Origin of the sequence: Hungatella sp. SL.1.14, assembly GCF_024460495.1 — a bacterium.
GTDB classification, from domain to species: domain Bacteria; phylum Bacillota; class Clostridia; order Lachnospirales; family Lachnospiraceae; genus Hungatella; species Hungatella hathewayi.
The window spans coordinates 106,245-122,963 of sequence record NZ_JANFYJ010000007.1; the positions used below are offsets into that span (position 1 = coordinate 106,245).

General features: G+C 50.7%; 15 protein-coding genes. All 15 read left to right on the forward strand.

Features of this window, described 5'->3' with window-relative positions:
- The first annotated feature begins 18 nt into the window (after positions 1-18).
- Entirely contained in the window at positions 19-849 is an 831-nt protein-coding gene (locus NE473_RS09720; RefSeq protein ID WP_006774229.1) for a carbohydrate ABC transporter permease, read from the forward strand.
- 12 nt (positions 850-861) lie between these two features.
- Complete coding sequence (locus NE473_RS09725) at positions 862-2,463, forward strand: glycoside hydrolase family 43 protein (protein WP_242866152.1); 1,602 nt, start codon at positions 862-864, stop codon at positions 2,461-2,463.
- Positions 2,463-3,272, forward strand: a complete 810-nt coding sequence (locus tag NE473_RS09730; protein ID WP_006774231.1) for a response regulator transcription factor — start codon at positions 2,463-2,465, stop codon at positions 3,270-3,272. The genes NE473_RS09725 and NE473_RS09730 overlap by 1 nt, the downstream gene beginning before the upstream one ends.
- 201 nt (positions 3,273-3,473) lie before the next feature.
- Positions 3,474-5,078 (forward strand): phosphoenolpyruvate carboxykinase (ATP), encoded by a 1,605-nt coding sequence (pckA, locus tag NE473_RS09735; RefSeq protein ID WP_006774232.1) that lies wholly within the window; start codon positions 3,474-3,476, stop codon positions 5,076-5,078.
- A 103-nt stretch (positions 5,079-5,181) separates the two neighbouring features.
- Positions 5,182-5,961 (forward strand): Cof-type HAD-IIB family hydrolase, encoded by a 780-nt coding sequence (locus NE473_RS09740; RefSeq protein ID WP_305148628.1) that lies wholly within the window; start codon positions 5,182-5,184, stop codon positions 5,959-5,961.
- 340 nt (positions 5,962-6,301) lie between these two features.
- Positions 6,302-7,096 carry a transketolase gene (locus NE473_RS09745; protein WP_006774235.1) on the forward strand — a complete coding sequence of 265 codons (795 nt, stop codon included), beginning with the start codon at positions 6,302-6,304 and terminating at the stop codon, positions 7,094-7,096.
- Between the two features lies 1 nt (position 7,097).
- Positions 7,098-8,030, forward strand: a complete 933-nt coding sequence (locus tag NE473_RS09750; RefSeq protein WP_006774236.1) for a transketolase family protein — start codon at positions 7,098-7,100, stop codon at positions 8,028-8,030.
- Between the two features lie 118 nt (positions 8,031-8,148).
- Positions 8,149-9,132 carry a nucleoside hydrolase gene (locus NE473_RS09755; protein ID WP_022030453.1) on the forward strand — a complete coding sequence of 328 codons (984 nt, stop codon included), beginning with the start codon at positions 8,149-8,151 and terminating at the stop codon, positions 9,130-9,132.
- On the forward strand, positions 9,125-10,087 hold the full coding sequence (locus tag NE473_RS09760) for a nucleoside hydrolase (protein ID WP_055650490.1): 963 nt from the start codon (positions 9,125-9,127) through the stop codon (positions 10,085-10,087). The genes NE473_RS09755 and NE473_RS09760 overlap by 8 nt, the downstream gene beginning before the upstream one ends.
- Before the next feature lie 79 nt (positions 10,088-10,166).
- On the forward strand, positions 10,167-11,222 hold the full coding sequence (locus tag NE473_RS09765; protein WP_055650491.1) for a BMP family lipoprotein: 1,056 nt from the start codon (positions 10,167-10,169) through the stop codon (positions 11,220-11,222).
- 46 nt (positions 11,223-11,268) lie between these two features.
- On the forward strand, positions 11,269-12,801 hold the full coding sequence (locus tag NE473_RS09770) for an ABC transporter ATP-binding protein (protein ID WP_055650492.1): 1,533 nt from the start codon (positions 11,269-11,271) through the stop codon (positions 12,799-12,801).
- Complete coding sequence (locus tag NE473_RS09775) at positions 12,798-13,883, forward strand: ABC transporter permease (protein WP_055650493.1); 1,086 nt, start codon at positions 12,798-12,800, stop codon at positions 13,881-13,883. The genes NE473_RS09770 and NE473_RS09775 overlap by 4 nt, the downstream gene beginning before the upstream one ends.
- Positions 13,880-14,809 (forward strand): ABC transporter permease, encoded by a 930-nt coding sequence (locus NE473_RS09780; protein ID WP_006774242.1) that lies wholly within the window; start codon positions 13,880-13,882, stop codon positions 14,807-14,809. The genes NE473_RS09775 and NE473_RS09780 overlap by 4 nt, the downstream gene beginning before the upstream one ends.
- A gap of 147 nt (positions 14,810-14,956) precedes the next feature.
- Positions 14,957-15,655, forward strand: coding sequence for a ribulose-phosphate 3-epimerase (locus NE473_RS09785; protein WP_055650494.1), 699 nt, complete (start codon positions 14,957-14,959; stop codon positions 15,653-15,655).
- A gap of 28 nt (positions 15,656-15,683) precedes the next feature.
- Complete coding sequence (locus tag NE473_RS09790; RefSeq protein ID WP_039891854.1) at positions 15,684-16,712, forward strand: LacI family DNA-binding transcriptional regulator; 1,029 nt, start codon at positions 15,684-15,686, stop codon at positions 16,710-16,712.
- Positions 16,713-16,719: the final 7 nt, after the last annotated feature.

Consider the following 16,719-nt stretch of genomic DNA (forward strand, 5'->3'; position numbering starts at 1 on the left):
CGAAGGAGAGGTTTCCATATGAATAAACGCAGTATATCACCCGGTAAAATAATTTTGTACCTCATTCTGGCGGTTCAGGCTGTGGTTACCATGTATCCCTTAATCTGGATGATTGTGTCCTCCTTAAAGGACAATGTATCTTTTTTTGCAGACCCGTGGTCCATTCCAAAAAATCCCCAGTTTGTCAATTATGTGACAGCCTGGAAAGAGGGAATCCAGGACTATATGGTAAACAGCATTGTGATCACCATTGCAACGCTTTTTATCGTCATTATTTTAAGCTGTGCGTTCTCCTTTATGGTCGCTCGTTTTCCGTTTAAAGGGGCCGGGCTTCTGGTAGGAATGTTTTTTGCCGGGATGATGATTCCGGTCCACTGTACCCTGGTTCCGCTCTACAGCATGATGAACGGACTGGGATGGCTGGACAGCTTATGGGCCCTGCTCTTTCCCTATGTGGCGTCGGGACTGCCTCTGGCCATTTTCCTGACCTACGGCCACTATCAGCAGATCCCGATGGAGCTTGAGGAGGCGGCGAGAATGGACGGATGTGGTGTGATCCGGATGTTCCTCTACATCTTTCTTCCGCTGGCGAAGCCGGTGATTTCCACCATCGGGATCCTGACGGCGATCAGCGTGTGGAACGAATTTATATTTGCCAATATCATCATTTCGGACCCGGTGAAGAAGACGCTGCCGGTAGGACTTCTGGCGTTAAAGGGGACGTATAATACGAACTATGCGGCGGTCAGCGCAGCGTTGACTATTTCCGCGATACCGATTATCATAGTCTATATCCTGATGTCCGGAAAGATTCAGGCAGGGATGGTTTCCGGCGCGGTGAAGAGTTAAGTGGGGGAGAGAATGGATAATCAAATGAAAAACTGTCTTGAAAATCCTGTTTTACCCGGATTTCATCCGGATCCGTCGGTCATACGGGTGGGAGAGGATTACTATATGGCCGTGTCTACCTTTGAATGGTTTCCGGGAGTCTGTATTTACCATTCCACAGATTTACAGAACTGGGAACTGGCGGCCAGACCGTTAAACCGTGTTTCCCAGCTGGACATGAAGGGCAATGACGCCTCCGGAGGTGTATTTGCTCCCTGCCTTTCCTATGCCGACGGCGTGTTCTATCTGGTCTACACCAATGTGAGGACCCACTGGTACGACTTTATGGACTGCCACAATTATCTGGTTACGGCCGCGGATATCCGGGGAGAATGGTCAGAACCTGTTTATCTGCACAGCCTGGGCTTCGATCCGTCTCTGTTTCATGATGAGGACGGGAGAAAGTGGGTAGTCAGTATCGTGAGACATTACCGGAAGAACCGCGTTCAGAGGATTGCCCTGCAGGAATACGACCCTGTTTTAAAGAAAATGACAGGGCCTTTAAGGGAGATATTCGAGGGCAGCGGGCTGACGGCTCCGGAGGGGCCTCACCTTTACCGGAGAAACGGCTGTTATTATATTATGACGGCGGAAGGCGGAACAGAATATGGTCACGCGGTTACCATGGGCCGGTCGGAGAAGATTGGCGGTCCCTATGAGTTATCACCTTATAATCCGGTACTGACAGCGAGGCATAATATGACACTTCCTTTACAGAAAGCCGGCCATGCCGATCTGGTGGAGGCACCGGATGGGGAGTGGTATATGGTGCATTTATGCGGCCGGCCGCTGCCTCCGTTTCGCCGGTGTATTCTCGGGAGAGAGACGGCTGTCCAGCATGTGAAATGGACGGAGGATGGATGGCTCTGCCTTGCAGACGGAGGAAATGAACCGCGTTTACGCGTCCCGGTATCATGGCCGGTGGAACGAAAAAGGGAGCAGGAGATCCGGTATTCCTTTCAGGAAACAGAGTTAAGCCCGGATTTCTTTTCGCTCAGAGTGCCTCTGGGGGAGTCTGTGTCGCTGACCGAACGTCCCGGGTACCTGCGGCTGACGGGAAAAGATTCGCCGAATTCCAGATTCGAACAGAGTCTGATTGCACGGAGACAGGAGGACTTCGATTTCAGTTTTGAGACAGAGCTGGAATTTGAGCCGTCCTCGGAGCGGCAGATGGCAGGGATTCTGTATTTTTATGACGAATGCGACTTTTATTACCTTCGTGTGACGTACAGCCAGGATGGGCAGAAGATTGTCGATGTGATGCGGATGAACCGGGGAAAGGCTGAGTATACACCTGACTGCGGTACTCCGGTGCCTGAGGGTCGGAGCATCCGGCTCCGGCTGGAGGTGCACCGGACGGAGGCCTGTTTTTCCTACAGTCTGGAGGAGGGCGTGTGGCAGCAGGCAGGAGATACGCTGGATGCCTCGCTCCTCTCTGACGAGTACCCGGAGGAGGGAGCGTACACAGGAGCCATGGTCGGTCTGGGGTGTCACGATATGGCGTACCGCAGTGCAAAAGCGTATTTTAAGTATGCAGTGTACCGCAGGGAAGGGAACGGAATGGAAAGAGGCTGATGGAGACTGACGGAGAGGGGGAGACCATGGAACGGACCTATACATTAATGCTGGTAGAGGATGAACGGAATATTCTGTACGGCATGAAGAATGCCATCCTCTGCCATAATGCTCTCGTTTCAGAGATTCTGACTGCTGAAAACGGCAGGGAGGCTCTGGAACTTCTGGAGGAGCGGGTTCCGGATATCATCATTACCGATATCCGTATGCCTGAAATTGACGGTACCGAGCTGGTCCGTCGGATCCGTGAACAGGGGTATGAGATGCCCGTGATCATACTGACGGCTCTGACAGACTTTGCGATTGCCCGTGATCTGATCCATTATCAAATTCAGAATTACATCGTAAAGCCCTTCTCGATTGAGGAAATTTTAAAGGAGACGGAGGTGGCGATCGGAGAACTGAAGAAGCGCAGTCAGATGAAGATGGCACAGAAGATCGTGAAGGAGTTCCCGGAACTGGTGGAGATCCCGCCTTCCAGCGAAAACCTTCTGATTTCCCAGGCCGTGGAGTACATCGGCAGTCATTTGGCCGGCGCTGCTTCATTAAATGACATTTCCGGGGCACTCCATGTGAGTAAGGCATATTTATCCACGCTGTTCAAGCGGGAGATGAACACCACTGTGACGGATTTTGTCACGAAGCAGCGGATGAAAGAGGCAAAAAAGCTCCTTCTGGAGACCGATATGCTGGTATCTGAGATCTATTTGAAGGTAGGGTACCAGAGCGATAAGTATTTTATCAAGGTGTTTAAGGAACTGGAGGGGATCACGCCGCTGGCCTACAGGAAGAAATGGAAGGCAGAATGAACAGCAGTAGTGTTGTTTTTGCGGATGAATCTGGAAGATTGTAAAAAAAATAACAAAAGAAATGAAATGGAATATTGACTATTTCGAGTAAATGTAATAAAGTAAGTATTAGCCTATGGCATGTAACTTACAAGGTATAAGTAACATCAAATAAACTATTTGGTTACTATACAATATTACAGAAAAGAGAGGTTGAATAAAATGGCAGAAATCGATTTAAGTCAGTATGGTATCAACGGAACTACAGAGATCGTCTACAACCCTTCATTTGAAACATTATTTGAAGAAGAGACGAAACCAGAACTGGAAGGCTATGAAAAAGGCCAGGTAAGTGAACTCGGCGCAGTTAATGTTATGACCGGTATTTATACAGGACGTTCACCTAAAGATAAGTACATAGTCATGGATGAGAATTCTAAGGACACTGTATGGTGGACTTCTGATGAGTATAAGAATGATAATCACCCGGCCAGCCAGGAAGCATGGGATACCGTTAAGAAGATCGCTCTGGAAGAGCTTTCCGGAAAAAGACTTTTTGTTGTAGATGCATTCTGCGGTGCAAACAAGGATACCCGTATGGCAATCCGTTTCATCGTTGAGGTTGCATGGCAGGCTCATTTCGTAAAGAACATGTTTATTCAGCCTACAGCCGAAGAACTTGAGAACTTTACACCGGATTTCGTAGTATACAATGCTTCCAAAGCAAAAGTAGAAAATTATAAAGAATTAGGTCTGAATTCTGAGACAACCTCTATGTTTAATATCACCAGCCGCGAGCAGGTAATCGTAAATACATGGTACGGCGGAGAGATGAAGAAGGGTATGTTCTCCATGATGAACTACTATCTGCCGTTAAAGGGCATTGCTTCCATGCACTGTTCTGCCAACACAGACTTAAACGGCGAGAATACCGCTATCTTCTTCGGACTTTCCGGAACAGGAAAGACAACACTGTCCACAGACCCGAAGCGTCTCCTGATCGGTGATGACGAGCACGGCTGGGACGACAACGGCGTATTCAACTTCGAAGGCGGCTGCTACGCTAAGGTTATCAACCTGGATAAAGAATCCGAGCCGGATATCTACAATGCAATCAAGCGCAACGCGCTGTTAGAGAACGTTACCCTTGACAAAGACGGCAAGATCGACTTCGACGATAAGAGCGTGACAGAGAATACACGTGTATCTTACCCGATCGACCATATCGAGAAGATCGTTCGCCCGGTTTCCGCAGCTCCTGCAGCAAAAGATGTAATCTTCCTGTCAGCAGATGCGTTCGGCGTACTTCCTCCAGTATCAATCCTGACACCAGAGCAGACTCAGTACTACTTCCTGTCTGGATTTACAGCAAAACTTGCTGGTACAGAGCGTGGTATCACAGAGCCTACACCTACATTCTCCGCTTGCTTCGGCCAGGCTTTCTTAGAGCTGCACCCGACAAAGTATGCAGAGGAGCTTGTTAAGAAGATGGAGAAGAGCGGCGCTAAGGCTTACCTTGTTAATACCGGATGGAACGGTACCGGCAAGCGTATCTCTATCAAGGATACACGTGGAATCATCGACGCGATCCTGGATGGTTCTATCGCAAGTGCACCGACCAAGCAGCTTCCATACTTCAACTTTGAGATTCCGACAGAGCTTCCGGGCGTAGATCCTAAGATCCTTGATCCTCGTGATACCTATGCAGAAGTTTCTGAGTGGGAGACAAAGGCAAAAGATCTGTCTCAGCGTTTCATCAAGAACTTTGCAAAATATGAGGGAAATGAAGCAGGAAAAGCTTTAGTTTCTGCAGGTCCTCAGTTATAAGAGTAAAATGAGTTGTTGGCCCCCGGCAGTTTTTGCCGGGGGCTTTTGATATAGGAATCAGGCGGGATACCCCGCGGAATTGACAAAGCAGATGGGGGGAAACATGGTGAGTAACACAAAAATTATCTTTTTTGACATCGATGGAACGCTGATTGATATGAAGCGAAAGCAGATTTCCGGCAAGACCATGGAAATGCTGAAAAGGCTAAAAGAAAAGGGCGTGATGATCTGCATTGCTACGGGCAGAGCGCCTTCAGCGCTTCCCGTGTTTGGCGATATTGCATTTGATGTGTATCTGACCTTTAACGGATCGTATTGCTATAATCGTGATCAGACCATCTTCAGCAATCCGCTGCTGACCGATGATGTTGGTACCATTATAAAAAATGCGGAGACCATTCACAGGCCTTTGTCACTTGCCACAAAAGACAGACAGGCGGCAAATGGAAAGGACGATGATCTAGTGGAGTATTATGGTTTTGCAAACCGTGAAGTGGAGGTTGCGGATGATTTTGAGGAAGTGGCAAAAGAGGAAGTATACCAGATCATGCTGGGATGCCGTGAAAGAGACCATCTTTCCCTGCTGAACGGTGTGCACCGTGCCAAAATTGCAGCCTGGTGGGACCGGGCCGTGGATATTATCCCTGCCGACGGCGGAAAAGGCATTGGGATTGAAAAGGTACTGGAATATTATCATTTAAATCAATCAGAGGCGATGGCCTTTGGAGATGGAAACAATGATATTGAAATGTTTCAGGCGGTTGGAAAAGGGATTGCAATGGCAAATGCCTCAGACAGACTGAAAGAAGCAGCGTATGGTCTCTGCGGTGACGCGGCAGAGGATGGGATCTATCATTATTGTATGGAGCATGGCCTGATATGAACGGAAGCTGTCACGACGATGTGGGAAAATCTCTGGATTTTCCCGTAAGCTTTCTCCGGAGATTTGACTCCGGACAGGACTTTACATGTTTAAGGAGAAATTACACTTTATTGGACGGGATAAGAATAATATAAAAATGAAATTATACAGAATGCATAAAAATACCCTTGAATACATCTTGAGAAATATCATATTGCTGTCAAAAATTTACAAAAAAAATATTGCCTATTGATTTAAACGTGTAAACGAACTATAATGTGTCCATAGGATAACAGTAGTTAGTTGAAAGTGGATAATGCATACTTTTTGAGGAGGTCGTGATTTGAAATCTTATGAAGCAATGGAAGAAGAAGCTCTGGCAGTGCGCAGAGACATTATTGAAATGCTTTACCAGGCGGGAAGCGGTCATCCCGGCGGTTCCCTGTCGGTGACGGATATTCTGGTGTGCCTGTACAACCGGATCCGCGTGGATGAAAAGCAGCCGGACATGGAAGACCGTGACCGGGTGGTACTCAGCAAGGGACATGCAGCCCCCGCATTGTATGCCGTGCTCGCGGAACACGGTTTTTTTTCAAAAGATGCATTTAAACGTTTAAGAAAACTCGGAGGCATGCTTCAGGGCCATCCGGATATGAATAAGACTCCGGGTGTCGATGTCTGTACCGGTTCCCTGGGACTTGGGGTATCGACCGCCTGCGGAATCGCACTGGCCGGAAAGGTGAGAAAGAAGGACTATCACGTCTATGCGATTCTGGGAGACGGGGAGCTGCAGGAAGGCATCGTATGGGAAGCCATGACGGCGGCGGTTCACCATAAGCTGGATAACATGACGGTGATTGTGGATTTAAACGGACTTCAGATCGACGGTCCGGTGGAAAAGGTAATGGGACTTGGTAATCTAAAGGGAAAATTCCTGGATTACGGTTTTAAGGTGGTGGAAGCGGACGGACATGATTTTGCGGCGCTGGACGCGGCCATTGCGGTGAGAGAGAACGGTGTGCCGGTCTGCATACTGGCAAAGACGGTTAAGGGAAAAGGCGTTTCCTTCATGGAGAACCAGGCCGGATGGCATGGACAGAAGGTAAGCGGTGAAGATTATAAGAATGCGATGGAAGAACTGAAAGGAGGAAGATGAGATGGCTGAACCGGCAATGAGAGAGGCTTATGGAGACGCCCTGCTTGAGATGGGGGAGGATGAACGCGTCGTAGTTCTGGATGCAGACCTGGCGAAGGCCACATCCTCCGGAAAATTTGCTGCGAAGTATCCCGAACGGTTTTTCGATATGGGAATCGCGGAGCAGAATCTGATGGGAACGGCGGCTGGTATGGCGATCAGCGGACTGAAGCCATTTGCATCGACCTTTGCCCTGTTTGCGGCGGGCCGTGCTTATGAGCCTATCCGCAATGCGGTCTGTTATGCGAAGGCTCCGGTGAAGATCGTGGCTACCCATGCGGGACTTTCTCCGAATTCCGATGGAGGAAGCCATGAGACGATCGAGGATATCGCGCTGATGCGGGTGCTCCCGGGTATGACGGTTTTGAGCCCGTGTGATTACAGACAGGCGTTTGATATGGTGCTGCAGATGAAAGATATGGATCATCCCGCTTATATCCGGATGTCGAGACACCCGGTGGAGACGGTAACGGCTGAGGGAAGCCATACGGAGATCGGCAAGATCGACGTGCTCCGCGAAGGCGGGGACGTATGCTTCGCAGCTACGGGGGTTATGGTGGCGGAAGCGCTGCATGCGGCGGAGGCCTTGGAGGAAAAGGGAATACACGCCGCGGTGTTAAACGTACATACAATCAAGCCTCTTGACCGGGAGACCCTGATCCGTTACGGAAAATCCTGCAAACGGATGGTAACGGCCGAGGAACATTCCGTCATCGGGGGCTTAGGATCAGCGGTGGCGGAGGTGCTTGCCGAATGCGGCGGCTGCCGTATGAAACGCGTTGGTATTCAGGATAAATTCGGACAGTCCGGTGATCTGGGAGAGCTGATGGAGAGCTATGGACTGACGGCAGAAAATCTTATGGAGACCGCATTACTGCTTTGTCACTCCACGTAAGTTCGTGAAAGACCTCACTATACCCGATAAAGCGGGGCACGCTGAGTGGAGATGACATGTATCGCACGTAAGCGGCCAAAGGACGTCCGCTAAGTGCTCATAACAAGGAGGAAGAACAATGAAAAAGATCCCGGTAATCATAGACTGCGATACAGGAATCGACGATATGATATCCTTCGCCGTAACACTCACCTCGGATAAGCTCAACATCCTGGGGATCACGACAGTGGCTGGAAATCAGACGGTGGATATCACGACACAGAATACATTAAACGGAGTTGCAATCATGGGAAGAACCGATATTCCGGTAGCGAAAGGAGCGGAAAAACCGCTGTCGAGACCGCTTCGGGATGCCGGATACATACACGGCGAAACTGGCCTGGGAACGTATCAGTTCGCTGAAAAAACGGTAAAACAGCCGGAGACTGAGGACGCGGTGGAGCTGATGAGACGCCTGCTGGCCGCATCGGAAGAGAAGGTGGTGATTCTTGCGATTGCCCCGCTGACCAATGTAGCCAGACTGCTGATGGACCATCCGGAGGCAGGAGAGAAGATCGATAAGATCGTGTTTATGGGCGGTTCCTTAAGAACCGGCAACCCCACACCGGTTTCCACCTTCAATGTGCTGGCGGATCCGGAAGCTGCGAGATATGTGATGAAGAGCGGTGTTCCCTTCCATATGTGTCCGCTGGATACGACCAGAGAGGTGTATCTGACCGCAGATGACATTGAAGCCATCGGAGCGATTGGCAATCCGGTTGCCCGGATGAACTACGAGATGTGCCGTTTTTATAACGATGCCGTAAATAAGAACAACAACGCGGACAAACGGTTTAAAGGCCTGTGTATCCACGACCTCTGCGCGGCGGTGTACGTGACGGATCCACAGCTTTTTACAACCGTGAAATATCAGGGAGATGTGGAGACGGAAGGGGAGCTGACTCTGGGATTTACGGTTCTGGACTACGAAAATATCAGACAGGTACCGGAGGAAGAGAGGAACGTGACCTTTATCAGTTCCGTTGACAGAGACGGCGTTTTGAAGATCTATTTCGATGCTCTGAAATGCTTTGGAGAACAGGGGGAAGAAATTCATGGATAAAATACCGGTAATTATAGACTGCGATACTGGAATTGATGATATGATATCATTTGTACTGACACTTGCGTCGAAACAGCTGGATATCCGGGGAGTTACCACCGTGGCGGGAAATGTATCCCTTCCGTACACGACGTATAATACCGTCAACGGACTTGCATTTATGGGCAGAGGTGAGATTCCGGTGGCGGCCGGAGAAGCAGCGCCTCTGGAGCGTCCGTACCGCGATGCCAGTGAGATTCACGGGGACAGCGGGCTGGGAGCATTTACCTTTGAACATCCCGTGGATTACGGTCCGGTGGAGACCGGGGGAGTGGAGTTTTTATATGAAAAGCTGATGGAATCGGAGGAGAAGATCACGATTCTGGCGCTGGCGCCGCTTACCAATATTGCGAAGCTGTTTCTGGAGCATCCGGACTGTAAGGAAAAGATTGAGAAGATCGTATTTATGGGCGGTTCCATTTACAGCGGAAATCCGACGCCGGTGGCGACGTTTAACGTGTGGGTGGATCCCGAGGCGGCAAGGATCGTCATGAAGGGCGGCGTTCCATTCTATATGTGTCCGCTGGATACGACCAGGGAAGCTTACCTGACGGAAGAGGAGCTGGAAATTGTCGGAACCATCGACAATCCGGTGGCGGATATGGTCTACACCATGTTGAGCTTCTACTGGAACCAGGAGAAAAAGAATGTGAACGGCCATAAGCGCTTTAAAGGATTGTGCATTCATGACTTATGTACGGCGGCGTATGTGACGAACCCGGAGCTGTTTCACTCTGCGAAATACTACGGGGACGTGGAGACGAAAGGACCGCTCACGGAAGGCTTTACCATGATTGACTGTGAGGACATCTTAAGGAAGAGCGAGGATGAGAAGAACATCGACTATATTGATTCTGTTGACAGAGACGGTGTGATAAAGATTTTCTTTGAGGCACTGAATTCTTATGGAGCATAAAAATGCGGATCTTCCCACCGCAGGGGCGTGACAGTCCTAAGGCGGCGGGCAAATGGAATAGATAAAGGAGAAGATAAAAATGAAAAAAATTATGGCAGCGGTACTGGCGGGAGTTATGGCATTTTCTTTGACGGCATGCGGAGGCGGAGCAGCGAAAGACGCAGGCGGCGGTGAAAAGGCAGAAGGAACAGGGGGAAAGACGTACAAGGTCGCGCTGATGGCAGACGGCGCCGGTTTCGGTTCCCAAAGCTTCAACGACGTTGCGCTGGAAGGACTGGAGAAGGCGAAGGCTGACTTCGGAATCGAGCTGACCACACTGGAGGTAAAGGAAGTAGCCGACTTTGCAAACAGCTTAAGAAGCTTAGCGCAGCAGGGCTGTGATCTGATCATTACCCCCAGCTCTACGATCAAGGATGCCGTAACGGAAGTGGCGGCGGAATATCCGGATACCTTTTTCGGTCTTCTGGATGTCCAGGTAGAAGGCGTGCCAAATGTGGTTTCATCCAGCTACCGTGAGCATGAGGCGGCATTTTTGCTGGGAGCACTTGGCGGATACTTGACAAAGGCCAACCAGATCGGCTTTATCGGCGGCGTCAGCGGCGTGATTCAGGACCGTTTCCAGTACGGATACATGGCCGGAGCATGGTATTCCAATCCGGAAGTCAAGGTAACCTCCTCCTATACCGGAAGCTTCAGCGACGTGGGTAAGGGAAAAGAGATTGCAACCATGATGTTCAGCGATGGCTGCGATTACGTGGCACCATCCGCAGGTGCGTGCAACTTAGGCGTATTCCAGGCTTCCAAGGAAGCCGGAGCTGACAAGTGGAGCTTCGGAGCAGCCAACGGACAGTTTAACCAGATGCCGGACAAGATCGTGGCTTCCCAGGTAAAACGTGTGGACAACGTCGCTTACTCCATGGTGGAAAAGATGGTAAACGGAACACTGAAGGGCGAACAGAGCGAATACGGCTTAAAGGATGGCGGCGTGGATTTAATGTACTCCACAGAGGATGCCATGAAGGACGCAGTACCTCAGGATATTAAGGATAAGATAGAGGAAATCAGAAAACAGATTGTAGATGGAACGATTAAAGTTCCGGCTTCTCAGGATGAATATAACGCATATGTGAAATAGAACCCGTATCGAGCTGATTGCTCATAGCGAGGAGAGGGGTACCGATATGGAATATGCAATTGAATTAAAGGAACTGACGAAACGGTTTAATCAGTTTACGGCCAACGACAAGATCTCTTTTCAGGTGGAAAAAGGGGAGATCCACGCGCTGGCAGGAGAAAACGGGGCGGGTAAGACGACTCTGATGAATATGATCTACGGTCTCTATACACCGACTTCGGGAGAATTATGGATTAACGGGGAGCAGGTTAAATTCACCAGCTCCCGCGATTCCATCGCCAGGGGCATTGGCATGGTGCATCAGCATTTCATGCTGGTTCCAAAGCTTACGGTGGCGGAAAATATCATCGCGGGTCAGGAGACTGGAACGGCCCTTAAGCTGGACCGGAAGACGGCGGAAAAGCAGATTGCCGAGCTGTCCGATCAATATGGACTGAAGATCGATCCTTCGGTGAAGGTCGGAGACCTGTCCGTGACCATGCAGCAGAGAGTGGAGATCTTAAAGGTGCTGTACCGCCGTGCGGAAATTCTCATCTTTGACGAGCCGACGGCGGTGCTGACACCGCAGGAGATCGACGAGTTCTGCGATATCCTGTTAAAGCTCAAACAGCAGGGAAAGACGATACTTTTTATCAGCCATAAGTTAAACGAGGTCATGAAGATTTCCGATCACGTAACGGTAATCCGTCTCGGCAAGGTGATCGGAACGGTGAAGACCAGCGAGACCACGCCGGAGGAATTGACCCGGATGATGGTTGGGCGCGATATCTCTCTGGGGGGAGGCGCAAGGGAGGAGATAAAATCGCCGAAGGAGATCTTAAAGATTGATCACGTGTCTTATAAGAACACCAAGAATATTAAGAAGGTGGATGACTTAAGTCTTTCCGTGAAGGCCGGAGAGATCCTGGGAATTGCCGGAGTCGACGGCAACGGACAGGAGGAACTGGTGGAGATGATCTGCGGTCTGCGGACCATGGATGAGGGTGATATTCTTCTCGACGGAGAATCGATTAAGCATCATCCTACAGGGATGGTTCAGGACATGGGAATCGGATACATACCGGAGGACCGTCACAAAGACGGACTGGTACTGGATTTCTCCATTGCGGAAAATGTGATTCTGGGTCAGCACAGGAAACCGCTGTTTGCGAAACACGGGCTGATCATGAAGAAGAAAGAGATCGGGGAGACTGCGGAGCATTTACGGGAACAGTACGATATCCGTTGCTCCGGTGTAGACTCGGCAGCTTCCACGCTGTCCGGCGGTAATCAGCAGAAGATCGTAATTGCCAGGGCCATCTTCCGGGGGCCGAAGGCGATTCTGGCGGTTCAACCGACCAGAGGCCTGGATGTAGGCGCTATCGAATATATCCATAAGGCGCTGGTGGAGCAGAGAAACCAGGGAAAGGCGGTGCTGCTGTTATCGCTGGAGCTGGATGAGATCCTGTCCTTAAGCGACCGGATTGCAGTTATTCATAAAGGAAAAATTGTGGGGATCGTAGATGCCCATAAGACGACGAGAGAAGAACTGGGGCTCATGATGCTGGGGCATGTGACCGGAAAGGAGGAGGAAGCATGACGAAGGAGAAGAAGAACGAAAAAAAGAGAGATGGCTTAAACGGTGTGCTGATGCAGGTCGCTATATCCATTATTTCGATCGTATTTGCTTTCCTGGTAGGAGGAATTATCATAGCAGCCATGGGCGAAAACCCGTTTAAAGCGTATTCCGTGCTGATCAAGGGCGCTGTGGGAACACCGGTGGCGCTGACTGTGTCCTTAACCAAGACTGTGCCGTTAATCCTGACCGGTCTCGCCGTGGCGGTGGCTCAGAAGAGCCGTGTGTTCAATATCGGAGCCGAGGGTCAGCTTCTGGTGGGGGCCTTTGCCGCCGGTTACGTCGGCTTCACCTTTCATCTGCCGGCGCCTCTTCACATTCTGCTCTGTCTGGCGGCCGCTGTGCTTGCAGGCATGTTCTGGGCGTTTATTGCAGCGTTTTTAAAGTATACGAGAAATGTTCACGTAGTTATCGCTACGATTATGTTAAACTATATTGCCACTTCCCTGGTCCAGTATTTCGTCTGCGGACCGTTTAAGGAGCCGGGGGCTACCTTTAACGCGACGTCGGCAATTGCCGGGACGGCAAAGCTGCCGCAGATTCTGCCGCGGCCGCTGTCTTTAAACCTGGGATTTATTATTGCACTGGTGATGATCGCCGCATGCTGGTTTCTGCTGAATAAGACTACCACCGGATATGAGATGAGGGCGGTCGGCTCTAATCCTGACGCCAGTCGCGTAGGCGGGATCAATATTAAGAAGAACATGTTTATGGCGCTGGTTATAAGCGGCGCGTTAGCCGGACTGGCCGGCGGAATCGAGGTGTCCGGAAGCTTATACCGCGTGATGGAGGGCTTCTCTCCGGGATACGGCTTCAACGGAATCCCTGTCGCCATGATGGCAAACGGGAATCCGATCGCAATTTTCTTCTCAGCTTTTCTTCTGGGAGCCATGAGAAACGGTGCGCTGGCCATGCAGATTCAGCTGGGGATTTCTCAGGATATCGTGGATATTATTCAGGGCCTGGTTATTATTTTCCTGGGCTGTGATTACATGATCCGTTACTATATCAACCATGTACGTCTCGAAAGGAGGAAACCGGCATGACAGGAATGATCTCGATTTTACTGTTGTCAACCCTTCGGATGGGGACTCCTCTTGCCCTTACCGCTCTCGGCGGTACGATGTCAGAGCGTTCCGGTGTTACGAATATCGGTCTGGAAGGCATTCTGACCGCGGGAGCCTTTGCAGCGGTGGTGGGCAGCTATTTCACCGGAAATCCCTGGATCGGTGTTCTCTGTGCGATCGTTATGGGGATTGCCATTTCAGCCATTCACTCCTTTATCGCAGTGACGGCAGGCGGCGCACAGAATATCAGTGCGATGGCCCTCGTGATGCTGGCCAACGGCTTTTCCGCAGTAGGATTAAACGCCATCTTCAAGAGTGCGGGCAACTCGGCTCAGGTAAATGCCCTGCCGACTACACCGATCCTGGCGCACATACCGGTTGTGGGAGAGTTTCTGGCAAAGCTTTCACCGTTCGTTTATATTGCATTTATCATGCTGTTCGTGGTCTGGTATCTCCTTAAGCATACGCCGCTGGGACTGCGCATCACCATGGTCGGGGAACAGCCGAAGGCGGCGGAGACGGCGGGAATCAGTGTTGCGAAGATCCGGTATTTCTCCGTGCTGGCGTCTGGCTTTTTAGGCGGACTGGGCGGCGCTTACCTGTCTCTCGGGCAGATGAACCTTTATCAGGACGGAATGGTTTCCGGCAGGGGTTATCTGGCGCTGGGGGCAGTCATTATGGGTAAATGGAACCCGGTGGGAGCATTTTTCTCCGCCATGTTCTTTGGTTTATTTGAGGCAATCCAGATCTACGTGCAGATGATACCGAATTTCCCGGTGCCTCACGAGTTTATCGAAATGATCCCGTATGTGGCGAGCCTGATCGTTCTGGCCGGCTTCATCGGAAAGGCGGAAGGACCGGCAGCCAACGGCAAACCGTATTCCCGGTTCGTGAATTTGAGATAATGAATCAGCTGTGCAAACTGACATAGGGCAAAACGCCCGGGCTTCTTGTTTTCGTGTTGTTCGAAAACAAGAAGATGCACGGCTGAACAGATACGTAAGCGGGCCGGCAGCGCCCGCTTATGTGCTTATGAGAAGGAGGTATACGTGATGAGACAAAGGGATCTGATTGTTAATCCTACGCTGGCCTGCGGGAATCCCTTGAATTTTAAGGAAGATTTAGATATACTTGAGAAAACAGGAATTAAGATTCTGCATATAGACATCATGGATGGCCATTATGTGCCGAATCTCTGCTTCGATATCGGGATGGTGGGCCTGATCCGGAAAAACTATTCGTTTCTCCTGGATGTCCATTTAATGGTGATGAATCCTGAGGACTATATCCAGCCGCTGGCGGCAGCCGGGGCGGATTATGTGAGCTTTCATCTGGATGCGACCCATTTTCCGATCCGTATGTTAAACCAGATCAGGGAAAATGGCATGAAGGGCGGCGTGGTGCTGAATCCGGCACAGTCTCCCGATCTGCTTGCAGAGACGCTTCCTTACCTGGATTTTATACTGGTGATGGGGGTGGAGCCTGGATTTTCCGGCCAGAAGTTCCTGGAAGGAACCGTGGACAAGGTGGGAAAACTGGATGGCATGCGGAAGGAACTGGGACTCTCTTATTTGATCGAAGCCGACGGCGGCGTGGACCGGGAGAATACCGTTACGCTGCTGGAGCACGGAGCGGATATCCTGGTATCGGGAGCATTCGGCGTGTTTGAAGGAAGAAACGGACTTGAGCAGGACTGCAGGGAGTACCGGGAACTGGCGCTTAAGGCAGCCGGAGAGAGGCTGGAAGCATAGAAGCAGATTGACGAAGGGGGGAAATGGTGTGGCGACAATTAAAGATATTGCAAGACTGGCGGGCGTGTCTACAGCGACCGTGTCCATGGTCTTAAATGGAAAGGACTGCATTACCAAAAAGACAAAGGAAAAGGTGATGGCCGCCGCCAGGGAAGTGGATTACATCCCGAGCTTTGCGGCCAAGTCGCTGAAGACGAAGCGCAGCTATACCATCGCCCTTTTTGTAGGCGATATTGCAAACCCGTTTTTCCCGGAAATTATCAAAGGGGTGGAGGCTGCCGCCAAAGACCGGAATTACAGCGTCATTATCTATGACTTATCCGGTCAGGACCAGGATTTTGTGGAGCAGATCGATAAGGCGGCCAGCCAGAAGGTGGACGGCTTTTTTATCACCGGCAGCACGCAGATTTCAGAGGAAGCAAAGAAGAGGCTTTTAATGATCGCGGACTCGGGCATCAAGATGATTTCCTGTAACCGGTTTATGGAATGGGGAGAGTTCCCGCTGATCTATACCTCTGAGGGCGAGCAGGTGGACGGCCTGCTGAGCAAGCTGGCGGCATTGGGACATAAGCATATCGGCTGCATCTCCGGCTATCCGGAATACTGGGTAGCGGAGCGCAGGGAAGGCTTTTACCGGAAGACGCTTAAGCAGTACGGTTTGTACCATCCGGAATATATTGTGAATGGCGGATTCTTCATAGAAGATGGTATCCGCAGCACCAGGATGCTGTTAAAGGAACAGCCGCAGATTACCGCGGTGATGTGTGTGAATGATACACTGGCCATCGGCTGCAATGCGGCGGCCAGGGAGCTGGGGCTTAAGGTACCGGAGGACTTGTCCATATTCGGCGTGGATGGCGTGGAATGCCTGAAATATTTTGCGCCGCAGATTACGACCGTGGATACCCACCGGTATGAGTATGGCTACAAGGGGACTGTCCGGCTGATTGAACTGATCGAGGATGACGGAAGCCGGAGGCAGGAGCTTCTGGAGACTATGGTTTGCCCATGCTCCATACGGCAGGGAGATACGATTGCCCCGCCGAGAAAAGAATGATATGAGA